This window comes from Sinomicrobium kalidii (assembly GCF_021183825.1).
Classification (GTDB): domain Bacteria; phylum Bacteroidota; class Bacteroidia; order Flavobacteriales; family Flavobacteriaceae; genus Sinomicrobium; species Sinomicrobium kalidii.
The window spans coordinates 3,232,378-3,250,971 of sequence record NZ_CP089211.1 but is presented as its reverse complement, the minus strand read 5'-3'; the positions used below and the strand labels follow the sequence as shown (position 1 = coordinate 3,250,971).

The 18,594-nt window shown below is 47.7% G+C and carries 19 protein-coding genes; 10 read left to right on the top strand and 9 right to left on the bottom strand.

The genetic code is table 11. From position 1 onward, the window contains the following. Positions 1 to 55 precede the first annotated feature (55 nt). The 10 genes from LS482_RS13085 (at position 56) to LS482_RS13040 (ending at position 10,292) form a co-directional block, all read left to right on the top strand. A complete protein-coding gene (locus LS482_RS13085; protein ID WP_233027967.1) occupies positions 56 to 559 on the top strand; it encodes a c-type cytochrome in 504 nt (167 codons plus the stop codon). Positions 560 to 626: 67 nt separating this feature from the next. Further along, complete coding sequence (gene nosZ / locus LS482_RS13080) at positions 627 to 2,549, top strand: Sec-dependent nitrous-oxide reductase (RefSeq protein WP_437441018.1); 1,923 nt, start codon at positions 627 to 629, stop codon at positions 2,547 to 2,549. A 101-nt stretch (positions 2,550 to 2,650) separates the two neighbouring features. Next, positions 2,651 to 3,265, top strand: coding sequence for a hypothetical protein (locus LS482_RS13075; RefSeq protein WP_233027965.1), 615 nt, complete (start codon positions 2,651 to 2,653; stop codon positions 3,263 to 3,265). A 37-nt stretch (positions 3,266 to 3,302) separates the two neighbouring features. Then, positions 3,303 to 3,752 (top strand): nitrous oxide reductase accessory protein NosL, encoded by a 450-nt coding sequence (locus LS482_RS13070; protein ID WP_233027964.1) that lies wholly within the window; start codon positions 3,303 to 3,305, stop codon positions 3,750 to 3,752. 13 nt (positions 3,753 to 3,765) lie between these two features. Beyond that, positions 3,766 to 5,007 carry a nitrous oxide reductase family maturation protein NosD gene (locus LS482_RS13065; protein WP_233027963.1) on the top strand — a complete coding sequence of 414 codons (1,242 nt, stop codon included), beginning with the start codon at positions 3,766 to 3,768 and terminating at the stop codon, positions 5,005 to 5,007. Further along, positions 5,001 to 5,759, top strand: coding sequence for an ABC transporter ATP-binding protein (locus LS482_RS13060; protein ID WP_233027962.1), 759 nt, complete (start codon positions 5,001 to 5,003; stop codon positions 5,757 to 5,759). Before LS482_RS13065 ends, LS482_RS13060 begins: the two co-directional genes overlap by 7 nt. Before the next feature lie 40 nt (positions 5,760 to 5,799). Then, entirely contained in the window at positions 5,800 to 6,582 is a 783-nt protein-coding gene (locus LS482_RS13055) for an ABC transporter permease (RefSeq protein WP_233027961.1), read from the top strand. A 70-nt stretch (positions 6,583 to 6,652) separates the two neighbouring features. Further along, complete coding sequence (nadA, locus tag LS482_RS13050) at positions 6,653 to 7,591, top strand: quinolinate synthase NadA (protein WP_233027960.1); 939 nt, start codon at positions 6,653 to 6,655, stop codon at positions 7,589 to 7,591. Next, positions 7,588 to 9,069: an L-aspartate oxidase gene (nadB, locus tag LS482_RS13045; protein ID WP_233027959.1), complete on the top strand. Its 1,482-nt coding sequence runs from the start codon at positions 7,588 to 7,590 to the stop codon at positions 9,067 to 9,069. Before nadA ends, nadB begins: the two co-directional genes overlap by 4 nt. Beyond that, a complete protein-coding gene (locus LS482_RS13040) occupies positions 9,066 to 10,292 on the top strand; it encodes a hypothetical protein (protein ID WP_233027958.1) in 1,227 nt (408 codons plus the stop codon). The genes nadB and LS482_RS13040 overlap by 4 nt, the downstream gene beginning before the upstream one ends. Before the next feature lie 24 nt (positions 10,293 to 10,316). Here the strand turns inward: LS482_RS13040 and mobA are convergent, their stop codons facing one another. From mobA to LS482_RS12995, 9 genes are all read right to left on the bottom strand, one after another. Continuing rightward, a complete protein-coding gene (mobA, locus tag LS482_RS13035) occupies positions 10,317 to 10,907 on the bottom strand; it encodes a molybdenum cofactor guanylyltransferase (protein ID WP_233027957.1) in 591 nt (196 codons plus the stop codon). A gap of 281 nt (positions 10,908 to 11,188) precedes the next feature. Continuing rightward, complete coding sequence (locus LS482_RS13030; RefSeq protein ID WP_233027956.1) at positions 11,189 to 11,449, bottom strand: DUF6755 family protein; 261 nt, start codon at positions 11,447 to 11,449, stop codon at positions 11,189 to 11,191. A gap of 3 nt (positions 11,450 to 11,452) precedes the next feature. Further along, a complete protein-coding gene (locus LS482_RS13025; protein WP_233027955.1) occupies positions 11,453 to 11,983 on the bottom strand; it encodes a QcrA and Rieske domain-containing protein in 531 nt (176 codons plus the stop codon). A gap of 186 nt (positions 11,984 to 12,169) precedes the next feature. Next, positions 12,170 to 12,742 carry a 4Fe-4S dicluster domain-containing protein gene (locus tag LS482_RS13020; RefSeq protein WP_233027954.1) on the bottom strand — a complete coding sequence of 191 codons (573 nt, stop codon included), beginning with the start codon at positions 12,740 to 12,742 and terminating at the stop codon, positions 12,170 to 12,172. A gap of 43 nt (positions 12,743 to 12,785) precedes the next feature. Next, positions 12,786 to 15,005: a molybdopterin oxidoreductase family protein gene (locus LS482_RS13015; RefSeq protein ID WP_233027953.1), complete on the bottom strand. Its 2,220-nt coding sequence runs from the start codon at positions 15,003 to 15,005 to the stop codon at positions 12,786 to 12,788. A 19-nt stretch (positions 15,006 to 15,024) separates the two neighbouring features. Continuing rightward, positions 15,025 to 16,080, bottom strand: a complete 1,056-nt coding sequence (locus LS482_RS13010; RefSeq protein WP_233027952.1) for an MFS transporter — start codon at positions 16,078 to 16,080, stop codon at positions 15,025 to 15,027. A 129-nt stretch (positions 16,081 to 16,209) separates the two neighbouring features. Next, positions 16,210 to 17,262 carry a tellurite resistance/C4-dicarboxylate transporter family protein gene (locus LS482_RS13005; protein WP_233027951.1) on the bottom strand — a complete coding sequence of 351 codons (1,053 nt, stop codon included), beginning with the start codon at positions 17,260 to 17,262 and terminating at the stop codon, positions 16,210 to 16,212. Between the two features lie 160 nt (positions 17,263 to 17,422). Further along, the gene (locus tag LS482_RS13000) at positions 17,423 to 17,707 is read right to left on the bottom strand and encodes a hypothetical protein (RefSeq protein ID WP_233027950.1); all 285 of its coding nucleotides are present in this window, start codon (positions 17,705 to 17,707) and stop codon (positions 17,423 to 17,425) included. Positions 17,708 to 17,781: 74 nt separating this feature from the next. Next, entirely contained in the window at positions 17,782 to 18,378 is a 597-nt protein-coding gene (locus LS482_RS12995; protein WP_187967427.1) for a Crp/Fnr family transcriptional regulator, read from the bottom strand. Between the last annotated feature and the right edge of the window lie 216 nt (positions 18,379 to 18,594).

Sequence of the window (18,594 nt, the reverse complement as noted above, 5' to 3'; positions counted from 1 at the left end):
CCCGCTAACCCGCCTCCTACCTTTACACCGATTTATACAAACAAAAACACGGAACATGAGTACTATTGAAAAAACAATGTTACTGCTCTTCGGGATTCTGCTCACGGCATGTGGCGGCACCCCGGAAAAAAAGGAAAAGTTTACGTATGAAAGAACAAAAACTGAAAAAAAGGTCGAAGCCGAAGATCAGGTTGCCGAAGATAAGGCCGCCAAGGATATAACGGACCTGGACAACAAAGGTGTTGGCCCGGTTAAAAACGTAGCATTAGGTGCTGGCGTAGATCAGGCTATGGCCCGGGCAGGAAAGGAACTGTTTAAAAGCAAATGTATGTTGTGCCATAAACCGGATAAGAAATTCATCGGTCCTGCACCTCAGGGGGTTCTGGACCGCCGCTCCCCGGAATGGGTTATGAATATGATCTTAAACCCGGAAGTCATGGTCAAGGAAGATCCCATTGCAAAGCAATTGCTCATGGACTATAACGGATCGCCAATGGCCAACCAGGGACTTACGGAAGAAGAGGCAAGAAAGATCCTGGAGTATTTCAGAACACTTTAAAATTAAAATCATCGTAAATCTAAAAACAATGAAACCAACAATCAAAAGTTTACCCATATTCGCGCTAATGGCCGTTATGTTTAGCGGTTGTAATAACAGCAAGTCACCCAACGGCAATCGCGGGGCCCTGGCCTCTACTGCCGCAGAAAAAGTATATGTCCCGCCCGGAGAACACGATGAATTTTACGCCTTCTTTTCCGGAGGATACAGCGGAAACCTCACCGTATACGGATTACCGTCGGGCAGAATGTTTAAGGAAATTCCCGTGTTTTCACAATTCCCCACCAACGGGTACGGGTATTCGGAAGAAACCAAACCCATGCTGAACACTTCCCACGGATTTATTCCCTGGGACGATCTGCACCATCCTGATATTTCACAGACCAATGGAAAACTCGACGGAAGGTGGATCTTTGTTAACGGGAACAATACCCCGCGTATTGCAAGGATTGACCTTAAGACCTTCGAAACCGATGAAATAATCGAAGTGCCCAACAGCGCAGGGAACCACAGCTCGTCTTTTGTCACTGAAAACACCGAATACGTAGTGGCCGGCACCCGTTTTTCCGTACCTGTGCCTCAAAAGGATATTTCCATAAAAGAATACAAGGGAAATTTTAAAGGCGCTTTGTCCTTTATTGAAGTAGCACCGGAGACCGGCAGGATGAACCTGAAATTCCAGATCATGATGCCGGGATTTGACTATGACCTGTCACATCCCGGGCGCGGGAAATCACACGGCTGGTTTTTCTTTACCACCTATAATACCGAAGAAGCCAACACACTTCTGGAGGTTAATGCTTCACAAAACGACAAAGATTTCATCGCGGCCGTAAACTGGAAAAAGATCGAGGAATACATAAACAACGGAGGGGGCACAAAAATGCCCGCCGAATATGCCCATAATGTGTATGATCATAGTACCCACAGCGCCAAAAGCACTATAAAAAAAGAGGTTTTAACGGTAGATCCCACTAAAGTGCCCGGTGCCGTTTTCCTTCTCCCCACACCAAAATCGCCCCACGGGTGCGATGTGGACCCGACAGGAAAATACATCATAGGAAACGGAAAACTATCGGCAGACTTGACCATCCACTCCTTTGACAAAATGATCGCAGCTATTGAAGCGGAGAAATTTGACGGAAACGCTTACGGAATTCCCATCCTGAAATTCGAAGACGTTCTGGCCGGCCAGGTAAAAAGCGGCGGGCTCGGCCCCCTGCATACCGAATTTGACGGGAAAGGAAATGCTTATACCACATTTTTTATCTCTTCGGAACTGGTAAAATGGAATGTGGAAACCCGCGAAGTCATAGACCGGCAACCTAACTATTATTCCGTAGGCCACGTTATGATCCCCGGCGGAAACTCGGCAGCACCTTTCGGCAAATACGCCGTTGCCATGAACAAGATCACGAAAGACAGGTACCTGCCTACAGGCCCGGAACTGGAGCACTCGGCCCAACTGTTTGACATCTCCGGAGAGAAAATGGAACTCTTGCTGGACTTTCCAACGCACGGAGAGCCTCATTATGCCGCCGGGATACCCGCAGAAATACTGGCCCCGAAATCACAAAAAATATACAGGCTGGAAGACAACAAGCACGAATTTGCTGCGCTTGGCGGCGACGAAACCCGCGTAGAACGTAATGGAAATGAAGTTCATGTTTATATGTCAATGATACGCAGCCACTTTACCCCGGACAATATAGAAGGGATCAGGGTTGGCGATAAAGTATACTTTCACATCACCAACCACGAACAGGATTTTGATGTACCTCACGGTTTCGCCATGATCGGTGCCAATAACGCCGAGTTGCTCATTATGCCGGGACAAACCAGGACCCTGGTCTGGGAACCTGAGCAAGTAGGGGTATGGCCATTCTATTGTACCGACTTCTGCTCTGCGCTGCACCAGGAGATGCAGGGATATGTGCGGGTTTCACCGGCAAATTCCGATATTAAACTAAGCTGGTCTCTCGGAGAATAATGCTCATACCTGGTGATAGGAATTAGGATAAGATTGCTACTGTTTCCCGAAAAGGCGGGAGCGGATTGGTTTTGCTCCCGCCTTTTCTCAAAAGACAAGACATGAAAAAAGCTGGAATATTAATGATCCTGGGGTCACTCCTCCTCCTGGGGCTGTTCGAATTTCCCCTCTGGAATATTATGCTGGGCGCACCGCAATATCCCGACCCGCTTGGGATGAATATTTATATAAGTGGCATTAAAGGCGTAAAAGAATTTGATATCCAAAATATCGACGGTGTCAACCACTATATAGGAATGCAGACCATTCCGAAACCATGGGAAATGTGGGAATTCCGTGTCTTCCCCCTGGTTATTGGCACTATGGCGGCACTGGGTGTTGTAATAGGGTTGCTGGGATTCTTCGGCAAAGTAAACCATTGGTGGTTTTTGGGATGGTTCGGCCTTATGGCTGTTCTCGGTATTCTGGGTATGTACGATTTTAACCTATGGCTCAACGATTACGGAACCAACTTAGACCCGAATGCCATCATGAAAATGACCCGTCCCAATGGTAGACCCATGACCTACAAACCACCCCTTTTCGGACATCAGAAAATGCTGAATTTCGATGTGGATTCCTGGCCGCACACCGGGGGCTACCTCATGTTCGCAGGAATGATATTGACCCTTGTGGCCTTTTTCATAGGAAAAAAGAGTAAAAACATAGCGCAATAACAAAATGGCTTTTTCAATTTTATTAAAGATCAGTATCGTGAAACCCATACTTTCAATAGTAATTTTAATGTGGTTCTTTACTTCCTGCGAGATAAAACCCAAACCTATCAATTACGGAAGCGATAATTGCCAATACTGCAATATGACCATCGTAGACAAACAACACGCCGCGCAGATCGTAACCGATAAAGGCCGTGTGTATAAATTCGATGCTATCGAGTGTTTGCTCAATTACACCCGGGAAAACACGGCCCGCCCCGTGTCGATATACCTGGTCAATGACTTTAAAAACCCCGGCGAACTTATAGATGCCACAAACGCCACCTATTTGATAAGTCCGGAAATATCAAGCCCTATGGGGGCCAACCTTTCCGGGTTTCATTCAAAACTGGAGGCCCGGGAAACACAGGCAAATCATGACGGAACACTCTACGATTGGGAACAGCTGGTGACACACTTTAAAAAAGAAGAAAAACGGGACCATTAAAATTTCATCGCAAATGATCAAACTGTTTTCACATATCACGATGGTGTTTTTCCTTATGACATCCGTACTGTCTGCACAAAAAACGGAGGTCTGTAAAACCTGTGAGATCTCCACCATCGCCCGGGCCGTGGAAAAAGCAAAGCCGTTTGACACCATTGAGGTCCGGGCGGGCACGTATAAGGAATACAATATCGGTATTACCAAACCCCTCACCATTACAGGAAAAGACAACCCTGTTATCGATGGAGAGCACAAAGGAGAAATTATTACCATCCAAAGCGATAATGTGACCCTTGCCGGTTTCACCCTCGTCAACGTGGGTACCAGCTACACCACCGATTATGCCGCAATACGGGTCGTGAAAAGCAAGGATTTCAATATCCGTAACAATACGCTGGAACGGCTTTTCTTTGGCATTTACCTCGAAAAAGCCAGGCAGGGAAAAGTACTGAACAACACCATTAAGGGCGATGCCGTGAATGAATACAATTCGGGTAATGGTATTCAGCTGTGGTATTCCAACAATGTGGAAGTAAGCGGGAATACCGTACAAAACGTACGCGACGGGATCTATCTGGAATTTTCGGACAACATAGAGATCCGGAACAACAAAAGCATTGACAACCTGCGGTACGGCCTGCACTTTATGTTTTCAAATCACGATACCTATACGGAAAACCTTTTTGAAAATAACGGTGCCGGAGTTGCGGTCATGTTTTCAAAATTCATAAATATGCGGGATAACACCTTCAGGAAAAACTGGGGGCCTTCGTCCTATGGTCTGCTCCTCAAAGAAATTACGGATTCGGAACTGACCCGGAACACTTTCGAAAGTAACACCCAGGGCATTCGTGCAGAAGGGGTGTCACGAATGACCTTTACAGAAAACGATTTTGCAAACAACGGTTATGCGGTCAAAATCCAGGGAGCCTGTTATAACAATACATTTTCCCGCAACAACTTCCTGTACAATACTTTTGACCTTTCGTATTCCGGCCGTATAAATGAAAACAACTTTGACCGCAACTACTGGAGTGATTATTACGGCTATGATCTCAACAGGGACGGTACGGGCGATGTGCCTTACCGCCCGGTAAAGCTCTTTTCTCATATGACCAACCGGATTCCCGAGGCTATTGTATTGCTGCGCAGCACTTTCACCGGGCTGCTCGATTTTTCGGAAAAAGTAACCCCCGTATTTACACCACCCGGACTGATGGACAATGCTCCGGAAATGAAAAAAATTATATGGTAAGTATTCAAAATCTAAATAAGGCTTTCGGTCGCAACCAGGTACTGGACAACCTCTCCCTGCAAATAAATCAAAAGGGGGTTACCGCCATACTGGGGCCCAACGGCTCCGGGAAAACGACCCTGATAAAAAGCATACTGGGAATGACCATTCCCGACAAGGGGACCATAACCATAAACGGCAAGGATATTAAAAAGGACGTGCTGTACCGGGAAAACCTCGATTACCTGCCGCAGATCGCCGATTTTCCCGATAACCTGAAAGTAAAAGAACTCATAAAAATGATCAAGGACCTGCGGAACAAACCCGCACGGGATGAGACCCTGATCCGGTTTTTCGGGCTGGAACCTTTCCTGGATAAAAAGCTCAACACCCTGTCCGGAGGTACCCGCCAGAAGGTCAACCTCATACTGGCCTTTATGTTCGACAGCCCCTTAATGATCCTGGATGAACCTTCTTCCGGGCTCGATCCCGTATCCCTGATCCGCCTGAAGGAATGGATAAACAGGGAAAAGGCACAAGGCAAGATCATACTCGTTACCTCCCACATTATGAGTTTCGTAGAGGAAATCGCCGAAAATATAGCATTCCTGCTCGACGGGAAGATCTATTTCAACGGCTCCCTCTCCCAATTAAGGACAAAAACAGGCCAGGAAGACCTCGAACATGCCATTGCAAGCCTATTACTCCAAAGTACCTCCCCAACTCCGCCCAGAAACCAAGAAAAACCTGTAACCTGTAATTTGCAACTTTAAACTTTGAACCTTGAACATTAAATTTTGAACCCGGTAAGTCATGCTAAAAATCATCAAATACAGTTTTTTCGACCTGGTACGCAGCAGGTGGAGCTATGCCTATTTCCTGTTCTACCTGCTCCTGGCTGCGGTGTTGCTGTTTCTCAACAACAATCTTTCCGGGGCCATTATAACGCTTATGAACGTCAATATTATCCTGGTACCGCTTATCGCTACCGTTTTCGGGGTGATGTATCACTACAATTCCAGGGAATTTACCAACCTCCTTCTCGCCCAGCCCTTAAAGCGGAGTGCCATTTTTACCGGGCAGTACCTGGGCATCGCCGGCTCACTTTCCCTTAGTCTCGTTCTCGGGCTCGGTATTCCGTTTGCTGCATACGGCCTTTTCCGCTCGGCAATGATCTGGAATTTTGCCATACTAATGATCACAGGTGTGGCCCTGACCTTTATTTTTACTTCGCTGGCATTTAATATTGCGCTGTCTAACGAAAACAGGATCAAGGGTTTCGGTTATGCCATATTGTTATGGTTGCTGCTGGCCGTAGTGTATGACGGTATTTTTTTGCTGCTGCTGGCCAGCTTCCAGGAATACCCGCTGGAAAAATTTTCCCTGGCCGCTACGGTGCTCAACCCCATAGACCTGTCGCGCATACTCATCCTCCTGAAGCTCGATATATCCGCATTGCTCGGATATACAGGTGCTGTTTTCAAACAATTTTTCGGCACTTCAACGGGAAGTATCCTTTCCTCCCTGATGTTGTTGCTGTGGATAGTGTTACCTCTGTGGAGAATGAGAAAAACAGCGAAGAAAAAAGATTTTTAGGTGCGATGCAGGGCCGGAATTACACAGAAGGCCCCATCCTCCTCTGAACCAGACCAAAAATAATCAACCCATGCGGGATAACAATTTTTATTATAAAGAGATCAAAAGGCTTCTGGAGGACAAAAATGCGCTTCTTCTCGCCCATTGCTACCAGGACAAGGCCATACAGGACCTTGCCGACTTTGTAGGAGATAGCCTGGACCTCGCCCGTAAAGCTGCCCGGACAGAAGCCGCTGTCATTGTTTTTGCCGGGGTATATTTTATGGCGGAAACTGCAAAGATCCTGAATCCGGATAAGAAAGTGCTCCTTCCCGACCTTTCCGCAGGCTGCTCGCTTGCCGACCATTGCCAGCCCGAAGAGTTTGCCCGTTTCCGTGCCAGGTATCCCGGGCACCAGACGGTAAGCTATATCAATACCGGCGCCGGTATAAAGGCCATGAGCGATTATGTTTGTACTTCATCCAACGCCGAAGACATTATACGCTCCATACCTGAAGACCAGCCCCTTATTTTTGCACCGGATAAAAACCTCGGAAATTATCTCAATAAGATCACAGGACGCCATATGATATTGTGGGAAGGCTCCTGTATCGTACACGAGGCTTTTTCGAAGGAAAAGCTCATACAATTATATCGCAAAAACCCGGAAGCAAAGATCGTGGTACACCCCGAATCCGAAGCACCCGTATTACAGATCGCACATTTCACAGGTTCGACCTCACAAATACGGGAATATATCCGGAACAGCAATTCAACTTCCTTCATTATAGGAACGGAGGCAGGTATCATACACCAACTGGAAAAAGAATCCCCCGGCAAGCAATTTATCCCTCTTCCGTCACATGAAGACAACAGTTGCGCCTGTAGCGAATGTGCCTTTATGAAAGTGAATACCGTAGAAAAGCTATACCGTTGCCTGCGGGACGAAACACCGGAAGTATTTGTGGATGAAACACTACTCGAAAAAGCGCTCCTCCCCATCCGGAAAATGCTAAGCCTGTCCAGATGAAACCTGTTGATGTACTTATCCTCGGTTCCGGTATTGCCGGGCTGTCATTTGCCATACAACTGGCCGAACGCCGGCCCGGAGTTTCCATCCGGGTCTGTTCCAAAGCCGATACCCTGGAAACCAATACCCGTTATGCACAAGGCGGGATCGCCGCTGTAACGGATTTCACGGCAGATTCTTTTGAGCAACATATAAGGGACACCTTTACAGCAGGTCGGGGACACTGCAACAAAAATGCTGTCAGGGCTATTATAGAAGCCGCCCCGGAGCGCATTGCCGAACTGGCACAATGGGGAGTGCCTTTTGACCGGAACACAGAAGGGAAATGGGACCTCGGCCTGGAAGGCGGACATTCCCGGCCGCGCATCCTCCATTGCAGGGACCGGACCGGTTTTGACATCGTTCAAGCCTTGTTGCGACGGGCCGGGAGCTATAAAAACATTACGTTTTATCCCGGGCTGTTTGCCGTAGACCTGTTGGTCCGGAACAACCAATGCTACGGTATCCGGTATATGGATACGGGCAACGGGGAAATAAAAAGCAGTTATGCAAAAATCACCTTCCTTGCCACTGGCGGAAGCGGACAGGTATTCAGGATCACCACCAACCCGGAAATCGCTACCGGGGACGGGGTTGCCATGGCCGCCCGGGCCGGGGTAGAGATCGGGAATATGGCTTTTTACCAGTTCCACCCCACAGCGCTCGCCGCCGGGCAAAGTAATCCTGCCTTTCTGATCTCGGAAGCCGTACGGGGTTTCGGGGCATATATCATCAATGCGGAAGGAGAACGGTTTCTGTTCCGTTATCACCCCAGGGGAGAACTGGCTACCCGTGACATCGTGAGCCATGCCATTTTCTCGGAATACGGGAAAAACAAAATGAACCGTGTGTACCTGGACTGCCGTCATCTGGACAAAACAAAATTCCACAGGCATTTTCCGGGCATAGCCGACCGATGCCGGAAAACGGGATTCGACCTGTTTAAAACCCCTGTTCCCGTTATGCCGGCCGCCCATTATCAATGTGGTGGTATTGCCATTAGCCTTCAGGGTAAGACCTCTGTTAAAAACCTCTATGCCAACGGTGAGTGTGCCTGCAGCGGCCTGCACGGTGCCAACAGGCTCGCTTCGAATTCCCTTCTGGAAGCCGTGGTCATTGCACACAAAGCCGCCGTGGATATCTCATCGATTATTGACTATATTGCATTCCCCGTTTTCCCGGAAATCCCCGGAAATCCCGGTCGTGCTACCGGCCGGAAGATCATGCCGGATGAAGTTAAGCGTATTAAAAGACAATTACAGGAACTCATGTATAATTACTATACCGGAAAAACTGCCGGAAGCCGTACTGAAAAAGAGGTCGTGAAAATCCGGGAACTCGTTTCCCGGAAAGGAGATTTTCCAAAGCATGCAGGCAGTCCTTCCAGGGAACTCTGCGAACTGGAAAACATGATAACTATTGCCCGAATGATGTTATGAGCCTCGTAAAGAACCATACCCGTATCGCCCTTTTCTTTTTTTTCATGACCGCCCTTCTGGGTGTCCTGTTACGGGCTTACCCCCTGGCGGACTTCTCTTTCAACTATCGCTACATGGTACACGCACATTCCCATATTGCCCTTCTGGGATGGGTATATATCGGGCTTACCGCTGTTATTTACCGGCTGTTTCTCCGGGAGACCAAACAATTCAAAACATACCGGAATATCTTCCGGGCAACCCTGATGGCCCTTGTCGGAATGCTGGCCACTTTTCCCTTATGGGGTTATCACCCCTACTCCATTTTCTTTTCCACCCTGTTTATCCTGGTGAGCTATGCCTTTACGTGGTTCTTTATCCGTCAAACCCCGCAACGATACCGCAAAAGATATTCATTTAAATGTGTAAAGGCGGGGCTTTACTATATGGTCGTCTCCAGCCTGGGACCCTGGGCTCTGGGGCTTATTATGAACACCCTGGGAAGCACGTCGGTATGGTATAAAATTGCCATTTATTTCTACCTGCACTTCCAGTACAACGGCTGGTTCCTTATGGCGCTGTGCGGCTTTCTGTTTTTTATACTCGAATCCCGAAAAACACCTGTAGACCCCGGACGGTCCCGCCTGTTTTACCGGATGTTGAACACGGGGATAATCCTCAGCTTTTTTCTGTCCGTCTTATGGACAGAACCTCATCATATTTTTTATGTCCTCGGTTTGTTGGGGGCTGTGATCCAGTTATGGGCATATACCGTGTTCTTTAATATTATCCGGTCGTCCCGGATCTTTTCCGATGGAAAAGCGGGATTGTCAAAGAGTGTTGTTTTTCTTTTAAAATTAAGTGGCATACTCCTTGCTGTGAAGTTACTGTTACAATGTTTTTCTGCGGTTCCTGAAATAGCAAAGATAGCTTACCACACTCCCGGGTTTATCATAGGCTACCTGCACTGGACATTCCTGGGGGTAGTTTCCCTTGCCCTGTTTGCTTTCTTTTCATATTTCAGGTTATGGACGCTTTCCCGCCGGGCTATCGGGATCTACCTGGCCGGTTTCTTTATTACGGAGTTCCTGATCTTTTACAAGGGGGTGGCACTGTGGCTGCAATGGCCCCTGCCGGAACATTATTACCTGTTGTTGTTTTCCGGAAGTATTCTTTTTCCTGTTGCAACGGGAATGTTGTTTTTTCAAAACCTGAGGAAATTTAACAACAATAAAGACGATTAAAGAAACAGGGAAACCCTCTCCCCGTTATTTAAAACTATCCCACCCGGCCTCCAGTTCCCTGATTTGCAAGGGGTCATTGACATTTTGAAAACACCAGGGCCTATCCTTCCCGGGGAAGGGTATCAGGACGTGTTTGTTTTCCAGAACAAAACCTGCCATCTTTAATCGTCCGGAGGATATATTTTCCTTCAATTTTTGCTTGAAGGAACACGGATACAAGGCAAACAGCGGATTGATATGCCCTTCCGGAACAGGGGCAACGATCTTTTCAGTATCTGCATGGCCGAGCAACCATTTAACCACCTCAACAGGAACTAACGGCATATCACAGCCCGCCAGCAAAACAATATCGGCGGCGGTATGTTCAAAGGCCGTAAGCAATCCGCCCATGGGCCCTTTCCCGGAGATTATATCGGAATGAACTTTCGAGCCAAAAACTTCGTAGGCATTGTCATTGGCAATGATCCGGACAGGCAGTTCCGCTTTTTGTAGTGTTTCCAGAATGTAGGATATCATGGGCCTCCCTTTCAGAAGGGTCAGCCCTTTATCGCTTCCCATACGGATACTTTTTCCTCCGGCGAGGACGAAGGCTTCTATGGTGTTGTACTGTTTCAAAACTAAATTTCAGATTATTCTATACTTTAAAACTTATAAAACTTTTATAAATTATACTTTAGGGAACAGGGAGTTTGACCCAGCCCAAGCATTGGGATTTAGGCTCAAACGTTTGTGTTTAACCTATGGTCCGGGCTTTCAAACCCTCCGGGCGGACTGAAGTCCGCCCACCTCCCTTCAGATGAAGGGAGGAGCTTTCGGGGTTAAAAAAATAGACAACAATATGCTATAACTAAATGGTATTGTTCTATAGAAAAAACTCCCTCAGTATACACAACGGGTCATTTCTTTTTCCCGGACGATTTTTTCAATGGATCGGGTAAATAGCGTAACAGCCATAAAGAAGCCAGGGCCAGAAGGAAAGAGCCTATGAATGTGGTCACGGCAAAGTAAATATTGCCCTGCAATGCGTTGTTGAGTGCGCCGAACAAAAACCATATCTGGATCCCCACAAAAAGGATAAGCAGCACGATAATAGCAGTCATCAGCGTATTGGTCTTGTTGGGGTGTGCCTCGTTCTGTGATCTTCTGAAATCGCTCATATCCTATACGGTTTGGTCCTGTTTTTCTTCTCTTACATATACTTTTCCATCCCTTATCACCACTTCAAGCCTCGGGAGAGGCCTGGGCGGGGGGCCCTGTAACACTTCCCCGGTATCGGCACTGAAGAAGCCGTGATGACATGGGCATTCTATTTTACCCAGGTCTTTCCGGTATCTCACTGCGCATGTGAGGTGTGTACATTTTTGTTCAAAGGCCCGCCATACATTTTCTTCCAGATGAATGAGGATATAGGGAATGACCTTGCTTCCTGCGATCTCGAACTGGAACATTTCCCCCACGGCTACTTCATCCGCATTACAGACAAAATGCTCGCCTTCCAGAGGTTTTGCAGGAAAGGCCAGTGCCTTTATCACAATAACACCGTTACCCAACGCCAGTGTCCCCGAAAGCAGCCCGAGAAATTTTGCGAATTCCCTGCGGCCCACATGGGTGACCTGTTCCTCCTTTATCGGAAAATCGCTTTTCCAGGTCGGCATTTTTTCCGGGTGGTCATGAGAACTTTTTTTTGCCATGACATACAAATTTATGGGGTTAAGTATATGTTTTCCAAAGATTGAAAGAGATTGATCCGGCTTCGCCGGAAGATTGAAGGAGATTGAAACGCTTAAAATCAATCTCCCGATCCCGATAGCTATCGGGACTATTGGGATTCAATCTTTTACAAATCCATTATTTTCCGGCATATAAACGCAACAAATTTATTCTACAATCAACTGATGGGTCCCTTTGGGCATCATAATACTCACCTTGGTATCGACTTCCTGCTTCCCGAACTTAAAGGAATTTACGGGCACGCTGTCCGGGCGCATTCTTTCGATCTCTTCCCTGGTTCCGTAAAACAGGGCCTGGCTCGGGCAAACCGTAGCACACATGGGTTTCTTCCCGGCGCTGGTACGGTCATAACACATATTGCACTTCATCATCAATTCCGCTTCCTCCACTTTTTTCGGCACCCCGAAAGGGCATGCCAGGACACAGTTGGAACACCCTATACAACGGGAAGTATTGGCGGAATGGACTACACCAAAGTCGTCTTTGTGAATGGCATCGGCCGGGCATACATTGGCACAGGCGGGGTCTTCGCAGTGCATACACACCTGTACGGTGGTCTGTACGCTTTCCGCACGGTTCACGTAGTTGACGTGTATCATGCTTTCCTGTCCGTTGGTTTCACATTCTGCACAGGCCATTTCACAGGCATGGCAACCAATACAGCGTTGCATGTCGACAAAAAAGGCCATCTCCTGGTTATAATCGGTTGCTGGTATCATAATTTATTTTTATGGTTGATTTCTGTTTTCTCTTCATTACATTTTACAATCCGCTTTGATAAGCAGTTTCTGTCATTACATCAGGTGCCTTGCTCCCCGTAGGGATCAATTTGCAGGCACACACCTTGAACTCGGGGATCTTGGACACGGGGTCGAGGTTTCCAATGGTCAGCTGGTTGGCAGCGTGCTTTCCTCCCCAATGGTACGGGATAAATACCGTATCTTCCCGGATGGTCTCCACCACCTGTGCGGGAAACTCTGCTTCCCCCCTCCTGGTCTTTACCCGGACCAGGTCCCTTTCCTTTATCCCGTACTGAAAAGCCAGTTTGGGATGTATCTCCAGCAAGGGTTCGGGATACTGGTCTACAAGCTTACCTATCCTCCGGGTGGAGGTTCCGCTGAGGTATTGAGAGACCACCCTGCCCGTGGTCAGGACTACCGGGTATTCCTTGTCTGTTACCTCCGAGGCCGGTCTGTAAGGTACGGGATTGAAATGTGCCTTACCATCCGGCGTCCTGAATTTCCGGTCTTCCCACAGCCTGGGGGTACCCGGGTGGTCGAGCGACGGACAGGGCCAGAAAACGCCCATGTTGTCCACGATTTTCTTATAGGTGATCCCGTAGTAGTCAGCCGTACCTCCACGGGAAGCGACTCTCAGTTCGTTAAATATATCTTCGCTGCACGTATAACTGAACTTATCTCCTGCCCCGAGTCTGTCGGCCAGTTCCATGAGTATTTCTCCGTCCCTTCTCGCCCCGGCCGGAGGGGTCACCGCCTCATTTATTTTCACGACCCTTCCTTCGGCAGTAGTCACCGTTCCTTCCTCTTCTTCGTGTAACGACCCGGCCATAACAATATCGGCATGGCGGGCGGTCTCGGAGAGAAAACTGTCAATACACATATAAAATTCCAGTTTTTCGAGCGCTTCCCGAACGAAATTGTTATTGGGCAATGATACCAACGGATTAAAACAAATGGATATTAACCCTTTAATCTCGCCCCGGTGAATCGCTTCGATCTGTTCGTAGGCCGTAAGCCCTTTTCCCGGCATTTCCTTTTCATCGATCCCCCACACCCCGGCTATATATTCCCGGTGTTCGGGATTGGTGATATCGCGGTTTCCGGGTAACTGATCGCACTTATGGCCGTGTTCTCTTCCACCTTGGCCATTGCCCTGGCCGGTGATGGTGCCGTATCCGCAGTACGGTTTTCCTATACGCCCCGTGGCCAGGACGAGATTGATACAACTCAGCACATTCTCCACTCCTTTGGTATGGTGTTCTATACCGCGGGCATGGAGCAGAAAACTGGTTTTAGCCTTTCCCCAGAGGGTCGCTGCTTCCCTGATTTTCTCTCCGGGAATACCTGTCTGTTCCTCAGCCCAGTCCAGGTCATAATCCTTTACGGCAGCTATGGTTTCCTCGAATCCGGAAGTGTGGCTGTTTATAAAATCGTGGTCCAGCCAGTCATTGTCCACAAGGATCTTCAGCATGGCACCGAACAGGGCCGAATCGCCCCCCGGCCTTACCGGCAGGTGCAGGTCGGCCGTCCTGGCCAGGGGGATGACCCGCGGGTCCACCACGATCAGCTTGGCCCCGTTGTCCCTGGCCTGCCAGATATAGTGTGTAAGCGTGGGAAAGGTCTCGCTGATATTGGCCCCGGCCACGATAATGACTTCGGCATGCGCCAGGTCCGCCCAGCTGTTGGAACTCCTGTCCAGGCCGAAAGCCTTTTTGTTTCCTCCCCCAGCACTTACCATACAAAGCCGCCCATTGTAATCAAGATTTGCGGTTTTCAGGGCTACACGGGCAAATTTTCCCACCATATAACTCTTTTCATTGGTGATGGAAACGCCACTCAGCATGGCAAAGGCATCATTGCCGTATTTTTCCTGTATCCTCCTGATCTCGCTTACGGTTTTACTCATGGCATGCTCCCACGAGACAGGTTCAAACCCCTTGCCTTCTGCTCTTTGTATGGGATTCAGGAGCCTGTCCGGATGGTTGTTCTGCAGGTAACGTTGCACACCTTTGGGACACAGACGGCCTTCATTGAACGGAAATTCCATCCAGGGTTCAAAGCCGGTCACCTTGTTGTCTTTTACCTTCAGCTGTATTCCGCATTGCATTCCGCAATAACAGCAATGGGTCTTTACCAGCCTGTCCGGCTCATGTGCCCCGTAAAATCCCGATTGCGGGGCATAGGCTTTATGAGGTCCGTACTTTTTTATTAGTTGATCTGCAGCTACCGGAAGTTTTGCCATGAATTTTTTTTATCTGTTTTTAACCAAAAAAATGTCCCGATTCCTTTCTGGCCTCGAAATGGGCCTTCGCCAAAGCCGATCGTTTTCCTTCTGGGCTCAGGTCCAGATGACTTGTACCGTCTTCTCCGCTGAAATCAAATCCAAGTTCCCCGGTTACCTTTTTAAGATCATTGACATGAGTTTGCGAGGCAAATGCTTTCCCGGTATGGGGGCACACGGCCATTCCCCTTCGCTTTCCTTCTTTCTTATACAGGTTGGCCCCCAGCTGGGCAAGTCTTTGGAAAATATGGAAGAACTTGCCGAACGGCAGCCATACCAAAAATAATATAACGGTAATGGCGTGTATGACAGCCATAAACTGGTAGGTCTTTCCTCCCAGAAAAGTATAGTCGTAGGAAATCCCCAATCCCGTCAGGGATATGGCAATGAGGAGAATAAGCGGCAACCAGTCGTTCTCAAATGTTTGTGTAGCTATCAGCCCTCCGTTGGTAAGCCGTCTTTTCATCATAATCACGGCACCTATGGTTACCAGTACGGAACACCATACCAGCCCGTGAAAAGCAATAAAGGCCAGGGGTGACCCCAGAACGAAAGCCCCTGCTTCAAATCCGAACAGATAGGCGTAATAAGTGGTATCGTCTCCGGGTTTCAATATAAAGTGTATCCAGCCAAAAGTGAGGGGTATAGTAATAGCAAAGGCCAGCAAACACCCCGTAGCCAGGAGAAAATGGCCTATCCACCGGGTTTTGCTCCGATAGACCAGAAACCTCTGAAACATGATATTCCTGAAAAACAACCGAACGGAACGCAGAAAATACGGAACAAAGTGCCTGCTAAAGAGAAACTGCATGCTGCGGCGCCAGTAAAGCCTCGTAGGCGGCCGCTGAAGCCAGACGGAATAGCGATAGGCAATCCCGAAAACAGCAAATAAGGTCCCGATGAGATACGCGATCAGGGCCGGATCGAAATTCTGAAGGTTACGGGAACCGACAAGCACCAGTACAATAACCAGCATTGTCGCTAAAATGGCCTTGATGAGCGCTTTTCTGTTTAATGTCCGGAAGAGTCTGTTCATTACTATGGGGCTTTAGATGAAACTTCGACGGGTAACAGTTAAATTTAAGCATTTTAGGGCGATCTGTCCAAAAGTCAGCTTCAGAGAACCATAATTTAAATCCATTCTAAACACTGATTTTCAGGTCACTCACTGCGTCTTCCCTTTCAAAAGCGAGACCAGGTGCCTTACAAACCCGATCATTACAGCGGTCCAGGCGAACAGGGCAACATATACAAAATATTCCGGAATAGCCTTTAAAAAAGGGATCTCCAGCGCCTCACTCAGTCTGAATGTACAGACAGTGTACATCCCGAGAGGGAAGACCATGGCCCAGTAAGTGGGATCATACCCCCCGGCCGAAAGGGGTACCGGGACTTTCTTGATCATGTGCCGCCAGATCCCTAAAATAATAAGCAGGGGTATCCACCAGGTACCGGCCGCCCAGAAAAAGAGGGTAAAGCCTTTGAGAAAAGGCAGTATCTCCGCAATAAAATTAAAATCCCCGGTATGCAGGATCAGCATGGAACCGGCCAGTGTGGAAATGGCCGTAGCCCCCATGTTTATCCAGTAGGGCGCCCCCAGCTCTGTGGCGTTCAGGGAGAAAAAAGAAATCCGGTAAATAATGAGCGACATGATATAGAGGTAGAAAATACACCCCAGTAAAAACAGGCAAAGAGCCACGAACAGGTAAACATAGGCCTGTTTTCCGAAATCCCCGGAAACAAACGAGATCAATACCGACAGCGCCTGTATGGCCACAATAATAACCAGCCAGGTACCATTGATACCTTCTTTCAGGGATTTTTTGGTCTCGGTAACCGTTATACTGTAAAAGAAGCCATACACGATCCCCAGCCAGATTATGGCGGCCACAAGGAGGATCACTTCTGCCACAGCCACCGATTGCCAGAACAAAACAACCTGGTTCCCTACAATACAAAGAGCGGCCACGATGGTAAAGAACCCCGGTCCTTTCTGATAACTTTTCAGGTCTTCCAGTATTTGTGCCCTGAAAAAGACAAGCCTGTAAAGGAATAAAAAAATGAGAGTGGCAAGAAATACTATGTTTACATAAAACAGTGCGTGTGCAAAAGCTGTCAGTCCTTCCAGTAAAGACGCTATGGAAATAATTCCCGTAGCCATGACCAGGGCAAAATACGCAGGCAGCAATGTTTTGATCCGGGTGTTTAGCAGGTTCATTCTCAAAATTTTTGACGGGTCTAACAAATGTACGATTTTTCTTTGTACATGTTAAGCCCTAAACCGTTACCGGGACATGCCGCTCCATGAGTCACCGGCATCCCCGGGCACAACAAAAACTCCGGAGACTTTTTTGCCCTGCTTCCGCATTACCCGCATTCTAAAACAACAGGTAACCGGTAATGACTATCACACTGGCGGACAAGCTTATCAGCAATGCGTTGAAAATGAACTTCGGTTTCAACTGGGCAAGGACCGTGGCATTATACGTCATGGCTACGGCTACAATGAGAAATAACTGGAACATTTGCCAGAGCCCGTAACCGTTCATCAGGATAAGCATGGCCGCAATGGAGCCGATACAACTGGAAGCTATAATGCCTATGGTTACGGAGGCATAATACATCTCTTTAAATCTCGAAAAAAGTGTTTGGTAGAGTTGCATAAGCTGTATTTTTATGTTTGATATAAAAGTACAGCCCGTTTTTATGGCAGCATATGATCTAAGTCATAATGACGTTACCTGTAGAGTTTGCGCTTTAAGATCTTCACCGCCCCTTTCTTTTCCAGGCATTTGCTGGCACGGATCACGGTCTCTACACGCAGGCCCGTAAGGTCTGCGATCTGCTGGCGGGTGAGGTTTACTTTAAAGGAAAAAGGTGCTTCCAATCCGTATACGTGTTTTTTAAGGTAATCCAGGATACGTAATATACGGTGTTCCGGTTCCTGGCTGGACAATTCGCTGGCCATAATGGCTTTGTAGTATAACCTCCGGGCCAGGGTATCCGTAATTTTCAGATGTTCTTCGGGATGTGTATTCAGCAGATCGAAAAAAAAGGGTTTGGGGAGTACATAAATATATGTATCTGAAAGTGCTTCCGCATTGGCCGGGTAGGTCACATCGATAAACAACGGGGGTTCCCCAAAGCTCTCGCTTTCCTGAAATATCCCCTGTATGAATTCTTTTCCTTCCTCGTTAAAATTGTTCATTTTTACACCCCCGGAATGTACCTGGTAGTAGTTCCGTGCACTTTGTTTTTCAAGGAATATCCGGTCTCCCTTATCGTACGACACCAGTTTTGCCCCGAAATCCAGTAATAAATCTGTAGTGATCATAATTGCCTTTTGTTTCCCCGGCTGAAAGTATGCTGTGTAATTATAAAATGCGAAGATGCTAAATGGTTTATAAAGATAATATGATATTTGTCATCGTTTTGTTGGAGGGTTTGATTGAATCTTTTTGTATACATGTTTTCCTTATTTTCTTCGTACTTATCACTATAGGAAAAAACCCATAGGTTCCGGGCATTTTTTGTTTTACCCCTACTTTTT

Coding starts and splice junctions, on each gene's coding strand:
- LS482_RS13085 (WP_233027967.1), top strand. CDS start 56: ATGAGTACTATTGAAAAAACAATGTTACTGCTCTTCGGGATTCTGCTC.
- nosZ (WP_437441018.1), top strand. CDS start 627: ATGGCCGTTATGTTTAGCGGTTGTAATAACAGCAAGTCACCCAACGGC.
- LS482_RS13075 (WP_233027965.1), top strand. CDS start 2,651: ATGAAAAAAGCTGGAATATTAATGATCCTGGGGTCACTCCTCCTCCTG.
- LS482_RS13065 (WP_233027963.1), top strand. CDS start 3,766: ATGATCAAACTGTTTTCACATATCACGATGGTGTTTTTCCTTATGACA.
- LS482_RS13060 (WP_233027962.1), top strand. CDS start 5,001: ATGGTAAGTATTCAAAATCTAAATAAGGCTTTCGGTCGCAACCAGGTA.
- LS482_RS13055 (WP_233027961.1), top strand. CDS start 5,800: ATGCTAAAAATCATCAAATACAGTTTTTTCGACCTGGTACGCAGCAGG.
- nadA (WP_233027960.1), top strand. CDS start 6,653: ATGCGGGATAACAATTTTTATTATAAAGAGATCAAAAGGCTTCTGGAG.
- nadB (WP_233027959.1), top strand. CDS start 7,588: ATGAAACCTGTTGATGTACTTATCCTCGGTTCCGGTATTGCCGGGCTG.
- LS482_RS13040 (WP_233027958.1), top strand. CDS start 9,066: ATGAGCCTCGTAAAGAACCATACCCGTATCGCCCTTTTCTTTTTTTTC.
- LS482_RS13030 (WP_233027956.1), bottom strand. CDS start 11,449: ATGAGCGATTTCAGAAGATCACAGAACGAGGCACACCCCAACAAGACC.
- LS482_RS13025 (WP_233027955.1), bottom strand. CDS start 11,983: ATGGCAAAAAAAAGTTCTCATGACCACCCGGAAAAAATGCCGACCTGG.
- LS482_RS13020 (WP_233027954.1), bottom strand. CDS start 12,742: ATGATACCAGCAACCGATTATAACCAGGAGATGGCCTTTTTTGTCGAC.
- LS482_RS13015 (WP_233027953.1), bottom strand. CDS start 15,005: ATGGCAAAACTTCCGGTAGCTGCAGATCAACTAATAAAAAAGTACGGA.
- LS482_RS13010 (WP_233027952.1), bottom strand. CDS start 16,080: ATGAACAGACTCTTCCGGACATTAAACAGAAAAGCGCTCATCAAGGCC.
- LS482_RS13005 (WP_233027951.1), bottom strand. CDS start 17,262: ATGAACCTGCTAAACACCCGGATCAAAACATTGCTGCCTGCGTATTTT.
- LS482_RS13000 (WP_233027950.1), bottom strand. CDS start 17,707: ATGCAACTCTACCAAACACTTTTTTCGAGATTTAAAGAGATGTATTAT.
- LS482_RS12995 (WP_187967427.1), bottom strand. CDS start 18,378: ATGATCACTACAGATTTATTACTGGATTTCGGGGCAAAACTGGTGTCG.